This is a genomic window from Paenibacillus sp. FSL H8-0122 (assembly GCF_038005345.1).
Classification (GTDB): domain Bacteria; phylum Bacillota; class Bacilli; order Paenibacillales; family Paenibacillaceae; genus Paenibacillus_AQ.
Genome location: NZ_JBBOTB010000001.1, coordinates 5072962 through 5088635, shown reverse-complemented (window position 1 = coordinate 5088635; position 15674 = coordinate 5072962). Strand labels below are relative to the sequence as shown.

Annotated in this window: 11 protein-coding genes; 9 read left to right on the top strand and 2 right to left on the bottom strand. The window is 49.4% G+C overall.

What is annotated here, in order from left to right:
• Positions 1 to 10 precede the first annotated feature (10 nt).
• Entirely contained in the window at positions 11 to 457 is a 447-nt protein-coding gene (locus NSS64_RS21850; RefSeq protein WP_036727669.1) for a GNAT family N-acetyltransferase, read from the bottom strand.
• Positions 458 to 1077: 620 nt separating this feature from the next.
• On the opposite strand from NSS64_RS21850, the gene ilvB reads away from it, so the two are divergent.
• The 5 genes from ilvB to NSS64_RS21825 all read left to right on the top strand — a co-directional run bounded on the left by ilvB (position 1078) and on the right by NSS64_RS21825 (position 11476).
• Positions 1078 to 2829 (top strand): biosynthetic-type acetolactate synthase large subunit, encoded by a 1752-nt coding sequence (gene ilvB / locus NSS64_RS21845; protein ID WP_340943276.1) that lies wholly within the window; start codon positions 1078 to 1080, stop codon positions 2827 to 2829.
• Between the two features lie 5 nt (positions 2830 to 2834).
• Positions 2835 to 3314 (top strand): acetolactate synthase small subunit, encoded by a 480-nt coding sequence (gene ilvN / locus NSS64_RS21840; RefSeq protein ID WP_036696181.1) that lies wholly within the window; start codon positions 2835 to 2837, stop codon positions 3312 to 3314.
• 186 nt (positions 3315 to 3500) lie between these two features.
• Complete coding sequence (gene ilvC, locus NSS64_RS21835) at positions 3501 to 4493, top strand: ketol-acid reductoisomerase (protein WP_340943272.1); 993 nt, start codon at positions 3501 to 3503, stop codon at positions 4491 to 4493.
• Positions 4494 to 4600: 107 nt separating this feature from the next.
• The gene (locus tag NSS64_RS21830) at positions 4601 to 6142 is read left to right on the top strand and encodes a 2-isopropylmalate synthase (RefSeq protein WP_036727673.1); all 1542 of its coding nucleotides are present in this window, start codon (positions 4601 to 4603) and stop codon (positions 6140 to 6142) included.
• A 462-nt stretch (positions 6143 to 6604) separates the two neighbouring features.
• Positions 6605 to 11476, top strand: coding sequence for a SpaA isopeptide-forming pilin-related protein (locus NSS64_RS21825; protein WP_341141501.1), 4872 nt, complete (start codon positions 6605 to 6607; stop codon positions 11474 to 11476).
• 156 nt (positions 11477 to 11632) lie between these two features.
• Here the strand turns inward: NSS64_RS21825 and NSS64_RS21820 are convergent, their stop codons facing one another.
• Positions 11633 to 12781: a response regulator gene (locus tag NSS64_RS21820; RefSeq protein ID WP_341141500.1), complete on the bottom strand. Its 1149-nt coding sequence runs from the start codon at positions 12779 to 12781 to the stop codon at positions 11633 to 11635.
• 211 nt (positions 12782 to 12992) lie between these two features.
• On the opposite strand from NSS64_RS21820, the gene NSS64_RS21815 reads away from it, so the two are divergent.
• The 4 genes from NSS64_RS21815 (at position 12993) to NSS64_RS21800 (ending at position 15672) form a co-directional block, all read left to right on the top strand.
• Positions 12993 to 13535: an RNA polymerase sigma factor gene (locus NSS64_RS21815; protein WP_036727677.1), complete on the top strand. Its 543-nt coding sequence runs from the start codon at positions 12993 to 12995 to the stop codon at positions 13533 to 13535.
• The gene (locus NSS64_RS21810) at positions 13532 to 14002 is read left to right on the top strand and encodes a zf-HC2 domain-containing protein (protein ID WP_341141499.1); all 471 of its coding nucleotides are present in this window, start codon (positions 13532 to 13534) and stop codon (positions 14000 to 14002) included. The genes NSS64_RS21815 and NSS64_RS21810 overlap by 4 nt, the downstream gene beginning before the upstream one ends.
• A gap of 61 nt (positions 14003 to 14063) precedes the next feature.
• Positions 14064 to 14561: a hypothetical protein gene (locus NSS64_RS21805; RefSeq protein WP_340943264.1), complete on the top strand. Its 498-nt coding sequence runs from the start codon at positions 14064 to 14066 to the stop codon at positions 14559 to 14561.
• Between the two features lie 19 nt (positions 14562 to 14580).
• Positions 14581 to 15672 (top strand): LiaF transmembrane domain-containing protein, encoded by a 1092-nt coding sequence (locus tag NSS64_RS21800; RefSeq protein WP_341141498.1) that lies wholly within the window; start codon positions 14581 to 14583, stop codon positions 15670 to 15672.
• Positions 15673 to 15674: the final 2 nt, after the last annotated feature.

Here is a 15674-nt window from a genome sequence, read left to right as displayed (position 1 = left end):
GCCTGCTCCATCAGCGGAACTGTTTTTCAAGCTCATAACAGTAATTTTGCGGTTGATAACGGGCTACGCTGTAGCCCAGTTTTTCATAAAAGTTCAGACCGGCGGTATTTCCGGTATCTACAGAGACCTTTGCTCTGTGGCATGCACGGGATAGTGCAAACCGCTCCGCCCTGTCCATAAGCATATTTCCGTATCGCTTACGCCTTGCGTCCGGGGCAATGGCGAGCATATCAATGTATAATAAATCGCCATGCAGCAGAAAATGCACGAACCCCAGCGGATCACTGTCGTAGTCGGGACAAGCAACAAGTGTGACTCCCTGTCCCAGGCGGCGGGGCAGATCCTTCCTGACCTGATTAATGATTGTCTGCGGAAGATGGGATAACGGGACAAGCTGCTTTTCAATCAAGTCATAAATAATCGTGTCATCCTGCCTGGGTCTGCGGTAACGAATCATAAATATTGCCCCCTTTCCACGCATTGTCGTACATCATATGCCCCAGGCGGTGTGGGCGTTCCGGCAACAATAGAACAAGATTTTATGAAGAATTTAAGGTATAACCCGCAGATGGGTATTGACTAACCGTGTGAGGAATCATATAATGTGTCTAAACATTTAACGAGCATACATGTATCGGCAATGATGAGGACGAAGTTTTAAGGGCTCTTTTGTTCAGAGAGTGAGAGGAATTGCTGCAACCTCCACCAGAATCCCTTATATACGAGCTCACCTCGGAGCTGTTTCCCTGAAAGGTCCACCAGCAGGAGCGGTGGAATTATTAGGGGGAATCGTTTGGTCCGCGTTAGGGACTTCAGGTTACGAAGATTTGGGCCCTGCCTACATCGATGGATTTTTGTATCCTGATAAGGCATATCATCGTGAGATGTTATGCAAACATGGGTGGTACCACGGAAGCTAAACCTTTCGTCCCTCACGCGCTTATTCTGCGCGTGGGAGGCGAAAGGTTTTTTTGTTGAAACAGGAAGGATTCAGACCTGTTCGCTAATATTAAAGGTTGGATACTGACGTCCTGTCATTTGAATAATGCATGTGAACCAACGAAGGGAGGAATACTGATGAGCGCGCAATTACCGGAAGAAGTGCGGTCGATAGAGCAGTTACGTGAGAAATGGAAGAATCCTGAGGTGGTATCGGGGTCTGAGATCCTGCTTCGCAGCCTGGTACTTGAAGGTGTAGATACGGTATTCGGATATCCGGGCGGGGCTGTACTTTATATCTATGATGCGCTTTATGGCTTCGAGGATTTCAAACACATTCTGACACGCCACGAGCAGGGAGCGATCCATGCGGCTGACGGGTATGCAAGAGCGAGCGGTAAGCCTGGCGTATGTATTGCGACTTCAGGTCCGGGAGCAACCAATCTGGTAACCGGAATTGCTACGGCCTTTATGGACTCCGTTCCGCTGGTGGTGATCACCGGGAACGTATTCTCCAGCCTGATCGGTACAGATGCTTTCCAGGAAGCAGATATTACGGGGATCACGATGCCGATTACGAAGCACAGCTATCTGGTACGGGATGTTGAAGATCTGCCGCGTATTATTCATGAAGCCTTTCATATTGCGAATACGGGCCGTAAGGGTCCGGTACTGATTGATATTCCGAAGGATGTATCGGCGGCCAAGACCTTGTTCACGCCGGTTCAGCAGCAGGGAGTTAACCTTCGCGGCTACAATCCGCGCACGGTTCCTAACAAGCTTCAGCTGGATAAGCTGGTGAAGGCCATCGCTGTTGCAGAGCGTCCGATCATCATTGCAGGCGGCGGGGTTATCTACTCCGGAGCGCATGAGGCGATGTATGAATTCGTGAAGCGTACGGAGATTCCGATTACGACTACCTTGCTGGGTCTGGGATGTTATCCGAGCGGTGAAGATTTATGGATGGGCATGCCGGGAATGCACGGCACCTATACGGCCAACAATGCCATTCAGCAATGCGATCTGCTGATTAACATCGGCGCCCGGTTCGACGACCGTGTAACCGGCAAGCTGGACGGCTTCGCTCCGAAAGCGAAGATCGTGCATATCGATATTGATCCGGCCGAGATCGGCAAGAATGTAGCAACCGATATCCCGATTGTGGGCGATGTGAAGACGGTTCTGGAAATGCTGAACCCGGATGTGAAGCGTGCCTCCCAGGCTGATGCCTGGAGAACGCAGATTGCCCAGTGGAAGCTGGACCAGCCTTACCGCTACAAGGATTCGGAGACAGAGCTGAAGCCGCAATGGGTCATCCAGATGATCAATGACACCACTAACGGCGAAGCTATTGTAACTACGGATGTAGGTCAGCACCAGATGTGGGCTGCACAATATTACAAGTTCAACCATCCGCGCTCCTGGATTACTTCAGGCGGCCTTGGAACAATGGGCTTCGGCTTCCCTTCGGCAATCGGGGCGCAGATGGCCCATCCGCAGCGGCTGGTTGTCTCCATTAATGGTGACGGCGGGATGCAGATGTGCTCCCAGGAGCTGGCGATCTGTGCGATTCATAATATCCCGGTCAAAATTGTGGTTATTAACAATCAGGTGCTCGGAATGGTCCGCCAATGGCAGAACCTGATCTATGAGAAGCGTTACAGCTATACCGATCTGGCGGGAAGTCCGGATTTTGTAAAGCTGGCTGAAGCTTACGGGGTGAAGGGCCTGCGTGCAACGAACAAGGAAGAAGCCGGCGCTGCCTGGAAAGAAGCCATGGAAACACCTGGACCCGTCCTGGTAGAATTCGTTGTTCCAAAGGATGAGAATGTATATCCGATGGTAACTCAAGGCTCTACCATTGATCAAATGCTGATGGGGGATGAATAACAGTGATGAGACATACGATTGCTGTGCTTGTAAATGACCAGCCTGGGGTGCTGCAGCGGGTATCCGGATTATTCGGCCGCCGCGGCTTCAATATTGAGAGTATTACGGTAGGACAATCCGAAGAGGTCGGATTGTCCCGGATGGTAATTGTAACACTGGGTGACCAGCATACCCTGGAGCAGATTGAGAAGCAGCTGTACAAGCTGATCGATGTAATCAAGGTGGTTGATCTGGGCGCAAAACCAATGGTGGCCCGGGAGCTGGCGCTGATTAAGGTGAAGGCAGAGCCGTCAGAACGGCCGGAGATTATGGGTGTAGTCGAAACCTTCCGTGCTTCTGTAGTAGATATTGGTTCAACCAGCCTGCTTGTACAGGTCGTTGGGGATACTACCAAGATTGATGCCATGATCGAGCTGCTGAAGCCATATGGCATCAAGGAGCTGTCTCGAACCGGCGTAACAGCAATGATTCGCGGGAATGCCTGATCGTCACATTTTACAGCTTTAACGAATTGCTGCTTGCGTGCATTAATTTATTAAGATTAGCTTAGAGTTGCCCGCGAAAGAGCGGGGGCTTGAGGAGCGCGTCATTATATAGTAAGACTAATAAGCAACGTGTTCTTGAAGCACCCGCTCTTTACGATGGGTCCCAAATTAAAGGAGGATTTTGACATGGCAGTTACAACGTACTATGAACAGGATGCAGAGCTTAGCGTATTGAAGGGAAAGACAATTGCAGTAATCGGGTACGGTAGCCAAGGACATGCCCAGGCACAGAACCTGCGTGACAGTGGTCTTCAGGTGGTTATCGGTCTGCGTGAAGGCAAATCATTTGATACTGCCAAGAATGACGGCTTTGAAGTATTGTCTGTAGCAGAAGCGGTATCCCGTGCAGATGTGGTGCAAATCCTCATGCCGGACGAAACTCAGGCATCTGTATATAAGAACGATATCGAACCGAACCTTAAGAACGGCGCTGCTCTGATGTTCTCCCACGGTTTCAACGTGCATTTCGGACAAATCGTAGCTCCTAAGGATGCTGATGTGCTGTTGGTAGCTCCTAAATCCCCGGGACACATGGTACGCCGTACTTATGTTGAAGGCTTCGGAGTTCCCGGCCTGATCGCTATTGAACAGGATGCAACCGGCAATGCCAAGGCAATTGGTCTGGCGTATGCCAAAGGCATCGGCTGTACCCGTGCCGGAGTCATCGAAACCTCCTTCCGTGAAGAGACAGAAACGGATCTGTTCGGTGAACAGGCTGTTCTCTGCGGCGGTGTGTCCGAACTGATCAAGGCTGGTTTCGAGACATTGACTGAAGCCGGATATGCGCCTGAGATGGCTTACTTCGAGTGCTTGCATGAGCTGAAGCTGATCGTTGACATGGTATATGAAGGCGGATTGTCCAGCATGCGCGATTCCATCAGTAACACTGCGGAATACGGTGACTATGTAACTGGACCACGCATCATTACAAGCGAAACCAAGAAAGCCATGAAAGAAGTGCTGGCTGACATTCAACAGGGTAAATTCGCCCGCGACTTTATTCTTGAGAACCAATCCGGCCGTGCCTTCCTGACAGCTACCCGCCGCAATGAAGCCGCTCATCCGGTAGAAGTAGTCGGCAGCCAGCTGCGTGAAATGATGCACTGGATTAAGAAATAGGTCATATACTTACAATTACAATGAACCATAGGTGATTCTCAGATGCGGCCGTAATTTTTGCGGGCCGCATTTGAGGGTTTATGGACAATCTTCAGGAGGTGCTCAGCATGCGGAAAATTCATGTGTTCGACACGACACTGCGTGACGGAGAGCAGTCGCCGGGTGTGAACCTCAATACACGTGAGAAGGTAGAAATCGCTTACCAGCTGGAGAAGCTGGGAATTGACCGGATGGAGGCAGGCTTTCCAGCCGCTTCGCCGGGAGATCTGGCTGCGGTGAACGCAGTGGCCAGAGCGGTCAAGAACGTCACCGTAATCGGTCTGTCCCGTTCCAGAGAGAGCGATATTGATGCGGTCAAGGAAGCGCTGCAGGGGGCACAGGACCCATGCATTCATATTTTCCTGGCTACATCGCCGATACACCGTCAGCATAAGCTGCGCATGGAGAAGTCACAGGTGCTGGAAACGGCACAATCGGCGATCCGCTATGCCAAGAAGTATTTTCCCAAGCTGGAATTCTCCCTGGAGGACGCCGGCCGTACCGAGCGTGATTTCATGGCTGAAATGGTATCCATGGCGATCCGCGAGGGTGCGAATGTGGTGAATATCCCAGATACGGTCGGTTACCTGAATCCGGCGGAATACGGTGCCATCTTCAAATTCCTGAAGGATACGGTGCCGGATATCGAGCGGGTACAGCTTAGCGCCCATTGTCATAATGATCTGGGGATGGCTACTGCCAATACGCTGGCTGCCATTCAGAATGGCGCAGACCAGATTGAGGGTACGATCAACGGGATCGGGGAGCGTGCCGGTAATACAGCGATTGAAGAGGTGGCTCTGGCGCTTGAGACCCGCAGTGAGTATTTCGGCGCCAAGACCTCCCTGGTCCTATCCGAAATCTCCCGTACCAGCCGTCTCGTCAGCAAGCTGACAGGGATGGTTGTGCCGGGGAACAAGGCGATTGTCGGCGCAAATGCCTTCGCCCATGAATCCGGGATTCATCAGGATGGCATGCTGAAGGAGAAGACGACCTACGAGATTATGACACCGGAAACCATCGGCCTCAAAGAAAGCAAGCTGGTGCTCGGCAAGCATTCGGGCCGTCACGCTTTCCGCGATAAGCTGAGTGATCTGGGCTATGACATTTCTGAGGAAGAGGTCAATGCGGCTTTTGCCAAGTTCAAGGATCTCGCAGATAAGAAAAAGGAAGTCTCGGACGAGGATATCCTTGCGCTTCTGGAAGAGAAGCTGATCGATACGCCGGAGACCTTCAGCTTGCAGACAATTTATGTCACATATGGCAATGAGGCTACTCCAACCGCCAAGGTGATTATTCACGGCCAGGACCCGCAGCCGATTGTGGCGGTTGCCGAAGGCAACGGATCGGTAGACGCGATCTACAATGCTATTGACCAGGCTACAGGGGAAGAAGTCACACTTGGCGATTATTCGATCAAAGCCGTCAGCAGAGGGAAGGATGCTCAGGGTGAGGTACATGTAGTGCTCTCTCAAGGTGAGGTGGCTGCACAGGGCCGCGGACTTAGCACCGATATTCTGGAAGCGAGTGCCAGAGCCTACCTGGATGCACTGAACAAGCTGATTGAGAAGCGCAAGACCTACACCAAGCGGGAGCATGCCAATCTTTAATTCAACTATTTAAAAGAAGCTTCACTGGACCAGTTCATTTTGTCCGGGGAGGCTTCTTTTTTTGTTCAAAAATCTGTTGAAATTTTTTTGCGCTGTCTATTCCGGGGTAGAATCCAGCTGGGGAGGATTTGAAACAACCTTTTACATAAAAAGAATGAACAAGATGAGTCGGAAAAATGAAAAATAGTTCATAATTCAGGGCGGATTCCTCATTTTCAGCGTTTGAACCCACTTTTTTGTCGATAAAAATATTTTATTTTTAAGTTATCTATGATTTATCTCATAATCTGTTCAGAAATTGTTCAGAGGCGGCAAGTAAAGTTACGGAAGTACAGTACAAGCGAAATCGAAGGCCCACATACATATTAGTGACAGGGGGACGATCGGGAAGAAGCAGGCTGGAACGAGTAATTGCGACGCTGGAGCAATCATTTTGCAGAAAGAGAGAGAGGTTATAGTGATATGAAGAAAAAGACGATAGGCGCCTGGTTGGTTGTTGTAATGCTGATTACACAGTTTGCCAACGGTTTCGGGTTCATGACGAAGGTTAAGGCGGATGGGACGGATAATATCATCACCAGTGTTACGATGGCTGTGTATGAGAATGGCACACAGGTCACGGATAGTGTGTATAAGCTTGATTCGGAGGTTAAAGTCGGGCTGACCTTCAAGCTTCCGGTAACGGACCCTGAGACTGGAGCGCATGGCTACAAGGGTGGAGATACGTTCGTGTATCAGTTGCCTTCCCAGTTAGCAATCGATAAAAATTACTCGGGAAAATTGTTCTACGACGGAGTGGAGTCGGGCAGTATCGGAGACTACACAGTAGGTACAGATAACAAAGTGGTGCTTACATTCAATAGTGAAATCGAAGGCTTATTTGATGTAGGCGGTACTTTCAATGTGACGTCCAAACTTAGCTCTACCAAAGTCACAGGAACCACGACTCAGGAGCTGTTATTCCCGATCGCCGGGAACCTGAATAATACGATTGTGATTAAAGTCCATCCTAAGGGCGGCACCAGCATTACCAAGGACGGAATTCCACAGCCGCAAAAATACAATCCGTCCAGTATTCTGTGGACCGTTGATGTGAATACGGTGCAGGACGAAGTATACAAAGCAGTCGTTACTGACCCTATTCAGGCAGGCTTGGAGCTGGATACAAGTTCAATCAAAGTTTATAAGCTTACGCTTGATGTTCAGGGTAAAGTGACTCATCAAGCGGAGATCAATTCGGATCAATATGATTCTTCAGGAAGCACAGTAAGCAACTTGAACCTGAAGTTCAACAATACGATTACTGAGGCGTATCGGGTGAAATTCTCCACCAAGATTACAAATACATCTGTTAAAAAATTCACCAATACCGCTACACTTACGGGTGAAGGACTCACTAAGAATTCTTCTAAGACGGTTGATATTGTGCGCGGAGTTCCGCTGAAGAAGATTGCGGGAAATTTTGATCCTACCGATGAGACCATTCCTTGGGAGATTCAGTTCAACTATAATGAACAAACCCTTACATCCGCGAATGCGGTATTAATGGATTATTTCAACGACACCCAGGTACTGGTTGAAGATTCATTTGTCGTATACAAAATTCAATTGGATCAGGACGGGAAAGAAGTAGGAAGCGGTACTCCAATTGTTAAGGGAATCGACTACACACTATCCCCTCCTTTGACAGACAAAACGGGTAAAACGGGATTCAAACTACAATTCAGTAATGATATCAATTCTGCATATAAAATTAAATATAAAACAAAGGTTAAAGACCGTGTATATGGTGCCGAACAAATCTTTAACACGGTTACCAGAGATACGTATAAAGGGGAAGCTAATCAATATACAACCCAGCGTATTTTAAACAAGCAAGGTGTAAAAGAGAGCGAAGATGTCGATTATCTCAATAAAACGGTAAAATGGACCGTTAATGTCAATGAAGACAAAAGAACCATGACCAACCTGATTCTGACGGATACTTTCGGCAATGCGGGACTGAAGCTTATCGGTAAACCAAGTATTAGTCCGAGCCCTGGAGTAGAAGGTGTCGATTATATTATCACCAATATTGGTGATGGAGATTTCAAATCGGGCGATGGATTCAAAATTGAATTTAAAAACCCGATTAAAGAAGCTTACACGATTACTTACACCACAAAGTTTGATTTTTATAAGCTGGATACTGACAAGAAAGAATTCAGTAACACAGCTTCTATTACATGGCTTGAAAATAAAACGAATAAACCGCTAACATCGACACAAACTTTTAATCCGCGGGATGAAGTCAAAAACAACGGTAAGAAGACAGGTTCATACGATGTAAATACCAAACAGCTTACCTGGACAGTTGGTGCCAACTATAATAAGCGGGTATTGGCTGCAGGAGCTACGCTGGTGGATACGATTCCTACAGGCCAGAAAACTACTAGCGTAACTGCAGTAGTCTATAAATTTGATTATAATGCAACTGGAAACCCTGTTAGAGGCGCTGTGATAGACGCTTCGAAATACGTACTGAACGTCACAGACAAGCAACTCACAGTGGAATTCAAAGACCAGGTTGACTATGCCTTCTATGTGGTCTTTAGCACAGAATTCATTGGAAGTGATGTCAATAAAGAACAGGTTAAGAATACAGCCACCTTGTACGATAAAGACGACAAGGCTGTATCGGAGCCCCTGGAAGTCACAGTAACAATTCCTAAAGGCGGAGAATATGTAGCCAAAGGTTTTACACGGGATACGAATGATCAGACCCTTATGAACTGGAAAGTGGTTATCAACGCCAACCAGTCCGTTGTTAAAAACGTTAAACTGGTGGATAATCCTAGCACGAATCAGGTGCTGCTGCCGGACAGCTTCCATCTCTACGTGACTACAGTGAATCAGAGCGGGGAAGCAGCAGATCCTGCGTCTGAGAATGAATTGAAGAAGGATGTTGATTACACCCTTACCTTCAAAACCGGCACAGATGGTAAAGAAAGCTTCGAGCTTGTCTTCCTGAACCCGAACCCGATCAGCAAGCCTTACATTCTGGCTTATCAGTCCGTTGTGACTGAGGCAGGAGATAATGTACAGCTGAAAAACGCCATCTCATTTAGCGGTGACGGTGTAGAACAGATTACAAAACCTATTACATCTGGGGACAGTATTAAAATTGTAGACACATCCGGTACAGGTAGTGGTGTTACTGGCTCATTAATTGTTACTAAAACCAATCAGGCCGGCGATGAAAAGCTTAAAGGCGCTGAGTTCGCACTCTCACGGGTGATTGGAACTGAACTGAAGGAGACTCAAAAACAGACTTCTGCAGCAGACGGAACCCTGACTTTCACAAATCTTAAGGCTGGTAAATATGTACTAAAAGAAACTAAAGCTCCGGCAGGCTATTCGCTGGACAGCTCAGAGATTAAGGTGACAATCAATTCGTCTACGGCCGTACAGCTAACCGTCAAGAATGATTTCTTCGGTTCACTCAAGCTGACCAAGTTGGATGTGAATGATTCCTCCAAGAAGCTGGAAGGCGCAGTATTCGAACTGTACGACTCCAAGAACGCACTGGTGGGAACGAAAACAACCGATGCGAATGGTGAGCTGAAATTCACTAAGCTTAAGGGCGGGGAGTATAGCCTGAAGGAGAAAGCCGCTCCTGCCGGTTATATCCTGGATACCAAAGTCATTAATGTTACCATTGATCCATCACAAGAGAAAACTGTTACAGTAACTAACGCACTGATTCCTGCCGAAGTCTTCGGTTCACTGAAGATCACGAAGGTTGCGCAGGAGGACGCTAACAAGAAGCTTAAAGACGCAGAGTTCGGACTGTATGATTCCGCCAAGAAGCTGGTGGCAAGCGGTAAAACAGACGCAGACGGCGTATTGGAATTCAAATCGCTGAAGCTCGGAACATACACACTGAAGGAGCTTGCTGCTCCGGCTGGTTATGTGCTGGATGCAACAGAGCACAGCGTAACCATTGATTCAGGCGTACAAAAAGTACTTTCACCAATCACGAATAAACTAATTCCAGTGGAAGTCCTCGGTTCGCTCAAAGTGACGAAGGTTGCTGGTGAGGATACGAACAAGAAGCTGGAAGGTGCAGAGTTCGGACTGTATGATTCCGCTAAGAAATTAGTGGCAAGTGGTAAAACAGACGCTAACGGCGTATTGGAATTCAAATCGCTGAAGCTGGGAACATACACACTGAAGGAGCTTGCTGCTCCGGCTGGTTATGTGCTGGATGCAACAGAGTATACCGTAACCATTGATTCAGGTTTACAGAAGGTATTGGCCCCAATCACGAACAAACTGATTCCTGTTGAAATCCTCGGCTCGCTCAAAGTAACGAAGGTTGCTGGGGAGGATACGAACAAAAAGCTTGCAGGAGCAGAGTTCGGACTGTATGATTCCGCCAAGAAATTGGTGGTAAGCGGAAAAACAGATGCAAATGGTGAACTGGTATTCACATCTCTGAAGCTGGGGAATTATATTCTGAAGGAACTTACAGCTCCGGAAGGTTATGTTCTGAGCACAACAGAGCATTCTGTAACGATTGATTCCGGCGTGCAAAAGGTGCTGTTACCAATTACTAACCAAAAAATAACGACACCGCCGACAGAACAACCAGCGACACCAACACCAACGCCGGTGACACCAACAGCAACACCGACGCCAGTTACAGTACCAACATCAACACCAGTACCAACATCACCGCCGGTGTACTACACACCGACACCTGAACCATCCAGCATTCCTGGAGTTATCGGTACACCAACGCCGACACCATCGGTAACGCCAGCGCCAACAGGGACTCCGGCTGCTTCAAGTACACCTGGGGTTACAACAGGACCTGTAGTTACACCGGCAGTTACGCCAGCAGCAACACCGGCCCAGCCTGGAACGGTTAGCACTCCAACGCCGCAAGCCACACAGGTGACTACGATTGAGGAAGTGCCTATCGACGGCGAGATCCCGCTGGGAGGTATTCCTAGCATCGGCGAAGAGCCGGCGCATGGTACGGTAACTATTACACCGGATGGCAAATGGACGTATACTCCTGATCCAGGCTACACCGGCAAGGATAAATTCACGATTGTCGTAACAGATGAAGACGGCAATGAGGAAGAGATTACAATTGAAGTTGGCGTCGATGAAGTGCCTAAGGGCACGGTTACAGAACCAACTGACAAAGGCAACAACAGCGGACTTCCCGGCAAGCTTCCACAGACCGGAGAAGAAAGTCCTCTCCCGCTGTATCTGACTGGCGGCGGATTGATTATTCTGGGAGCTGTACTGGCCAGAAGATTCAATGCCCGCAAGAAGATGTAGGAAAGTACAACTCATCAAGCATTAACAAGCTAATATGGCAGTATACAGAAAGACACCCGCAGCCTGCTGCGGGTGTCTTTCCTTTTAGAAATATAAAGGCGCTGAAATAAAACCATCCTTACAAAGGACAGCATAGCCGTTTCTATTGACGAAGGATCACATGCTTCTGAGGTTAAGATGCTTCCATTCCTCATACCAGCGCTTAATACTCGCGGGCGGCTTCACGCCGAGTTCCCGCTTCAGTAAATCCGTCAGAATATGATATTGTTCCTCTACCGCTGAACGCTCCCCAATGCTGTCGTAGACCTTCATCAGCCCGAGATGCCCCTGTTCAAAATAAGGCTGGAGCTGCACCACTCTCTGGTACACAGTCACCGCTTCCGGTATCCGTCCGCTGCTGACATAGAATTCGGCGATATTCATTGCGTGATGCAGCCAGATGGTCCGCAGACGCTGCCGTTCCCCTTCCGCCCAGAGGTAATCGTAATCGTTCAGATAGTCGCCCGAATAGAAATCGAACAACCGCTGATGCTCCTCATAGTTGTCCTTATTGATGGCATCTTGAGTCAGAATGCCCTTCTCCCATTCGTAGCTGTCTATCAGCAGGCTGCCGGTCTCCAGGGTGTAGCCTTCTCCTCCGCTGGCATTGCTGATCTGCAGATCGATTCCGGCCTGCTTCAGGCATTGCCGAACCTGATAAATCGTTGTATAAAGATGAGTGGAGGCCTTCTTGAGATTGAAATCGGGCCATAGCAGATCGGTTAGGGTATCTTTGCTTACGAACCGGTTGCGGTTATGAAATAAATAAGCAAATAATTCCTGTGCCTTGGAGGTGCGCCAGCGGATATTGGGCAGCGGCTGGCCGCTGCGTTCGAATCTTAAAGACTGGAAGCTGCGGATCATGACGGTCTGATCAGGCTTGCGGGCATCCTCCTGCGCCTGGCTGACACGCTCCTCCAGCCGCTCGATGGTCTTCAGCAGACGGCCCCGCTGTACAGGCTTAAGAACATAATCAAGCGCATACAGCTCGAACGCCTCGATGGCGTAGCTGTTATGGGCAGTCACAAATACGATGCTTGCCTGCGGGCACAGCCTTTGCATGGCCTCCGCAGCCTGGACGCCATTCATCTCAGGCATATCAATGTCGAGGAAAATCACATCAGGGCGTAGCAGCGGCACTGCATTAACCGCCTCGGAGGGATCTGTAAATATAGCGATTACATTTATAGTTGTCAGTTCCTCCAGCATCATTTTCAGCTTCATAAGAGCAAGCCGTTCATCATCTACCAGCAAGGCCTGAATCATGTCTATCCCACCACTTCATTAAGGAATGTTGTCTTGTCATAGGCTGTTTAAGGATAATTCGACAAGGATGCGGGTTATCCTCCCTCTAAGCTTGCACTTGAGGCTGATTTTGAATAGAAATGCTGCTATTCTAAAATAATTTAAAAAACTATGCAGGGGAACCTTAAAGCCAGACGTCTAACGTAATGTAGTTGAAGGAGGGAAGAAAGACTTGGAAGAGACGGAGTGGATCAGTGCTGTGCTAAGCGGGGAGCATCAGGCCTTCGGGAATCTGGTGACCCGTTATCAAGGCATGGTATATAGCGTATGCATCAAAATTACAGGAGAAGCCGAGTCTGCCAAGGATATGGCTCAGGAAGTCTTCATCAAAGCCTATAAAGCCCTTCCCACCTTCAGAGGACAATCTTCCTTCTCCACCTGGCTGTACCGGATTGCTTACCGCACCTGTCTGGACTGGAAACGGGCCAATGACCGGGAATGGCGGCACCGGAGTGCAGCAGATTACACAGAGAATGACTGGGTGACTTCACAGACACCTGAACAGGCAGTGCTTCGCAAGGAGGCTTCCCGGGAGCTGGGTGAGAATCTGAATAGTCTGGCGGAACCGTACCGGTCGGTTGTGCAGCTGTACTATTTTCAGCGCCACTCCTATCAGGAGATCGCGGAGCAAAAAGGAATTTCGGTTAAAACGGTTGAATCGCAGCTCTATCGGGCCAGACAGATGATGCGCAAAAGCGGGGAGGAATGGCGATGAATTGTTCAACAGTAAAAGAGTGGATGCCGCATTATATAGATGGACAGTTGTCACCTGAGGCCCAGCAGGCGATCTATCTGCATACCCAGACCTGTCCCGGCTGCGCGGAATGGCTGGAGGAGGCGCGGGAGCTTGCGGCGATGTGGAGCGAGATGGAAGCCGGGCTGGATCTTAACGGGCAGGAGCCCGTGTTGCCGCATGACTTCCCTGATTTGACCAGGGATGTTATGGCAAGGATCGGCCAGTTGGAGAATGGACGCAGAGAACGGATCGTGAAACCAACCATGTCCAGACGGCGTACGGCCCGGGGAACCTCCTGGATGCATTACGGCGTGGCGGTCGGTCTGACGTTTCTCCTGCTGCAGCTTGGCGTATTTGAGAATTTGGCCTATGGCATCACTGAAATCAACGGGCATATGTCCACATCGGTCAGCTCCTGGTTCGGCCCGCAAGGTAACAATAAATAAATCCATAGCGGCTTCGCCGGTTATCTAATTTATTTCGACAAAACTTTTGGGAGGGTAACATATGATTAAGAAAAGACGCTGGCTCACGTTTCTCCTGGCTATGGTTCCAGGACTGGGCCACATGTATCTGGGCTTTAAAAAAATGGGCCTGGAGTATATGATTGGAGCATCGCTCTGTATTATATTCATTCCGTCCATGCCCGCCGTGTTTCCATTCGCGCTTGCTGCGCTCTGGTTCTATCAATTATTCGATGCGCTGCAAAAGGCGGCTTGGATGAAGGTGTCGGCTGCCGAGCATGAGCGGATGATGTTCCATCCGGATAGCTTTGGAGCGCCCTGGTCGATGGGGATGTCTGCGCCCCCGATGTACCCGCATGATGACGTGAATCCGGTGTGGGTCGGTATAGGGTGTGTTATCGCGGGCATCCTGCTGCTGCTCATCACTGCATTTCCCTCTCTGTGGGAGATGCTGAGCGATATGAACATCGGAGCGATTCTGCTGTCACTTGCCCTGATCGGGTATGGATTCAGAATGCTGAAGAATAATTCAAAAGTATAGTGAAATGGGGAATTGAAGGATGGGGAGATGGAAAATCGGCAGCTTTACCGCCGCAATAGGGTGCATAATAGTAGGAGTTATTGTAGTCATGGCTCAATATGGTGTAATCACGTACGATGTGCTGGGTTATATCTGGCCGGCCCTGCTTATCCTGTTCGGCCTGGAGATGCTGCTTAGGCTCTTCATTAAATCTGATGTCAAAAGCCGCGTAAGCGGCTGGGCCATTCTGCTGATCATTGTGCTTATCGCGGCAAGCGGGGCACAGACGGTGCTGGCCGGAGGATCGCTGAGCAGTATCTTCGGCAATACCAAGCTGGTGCCGGTGAATGGGAAGGTAGAAGTGCAACAGGATATTAAGAATGTGCGGATTGATCTGCCCCAAGGCAAGGTTAAGCTCCAGGGTGTGGATGGGAACACGCTGACGTATGAAGGAAAGCTGGAGCTGCCGGGCAATACAGACAATGAAGCGGCAAGTGCTCTGGAGCGTAAATGGAAGGTGACGACCGAGGGCGACACGCTTGTGATGGAGCTGGAGGGAGATTCAGGCTGGCTCTCCAATATCCAGATCGGCTTTAATAACAATGCGCCATATCTGAATGTCGGCATTCCGCAGAATCTGGCCGCTCAGGTAGAGACCAGTGACGGTTCCATCGAAGCCGGGGGACTGGCCGCAGGCATTAATGTGGATACGAGCAACGGAACGATGGATATCCATGATGTCTCCGGAGGTGTGAAGGCTCATAGCAGCAACGGCACGCTGACGGTAAAGAATGTACAGGGCGGAGCAGACCTGGTTAGCTCGAACGGTGCGATTACGCTGGGGAATATTGACGGCGCGGTGTCGGCCAGTAGCAGCAACGGCAAGATTACAGTCAATTCGGCAATCACAGGTGCATGGGAGCTGAAATCGAGCAACGGCAAGATTGTCTTGGGTCTTCCGGCGGTAACGGATGCCAAGATTACGGCAGATACCACTAACGGATCGCTTAAAGGCAACGTGGACTGGGGCGGCGGCGATGAGGACCATGGAACGGCTGTACTTGGAAAAGGCACCCATGAGGTCACCTTGTCCACGAGCAATGGTTCTATAACAGTGGATACGGCGCAATAAAG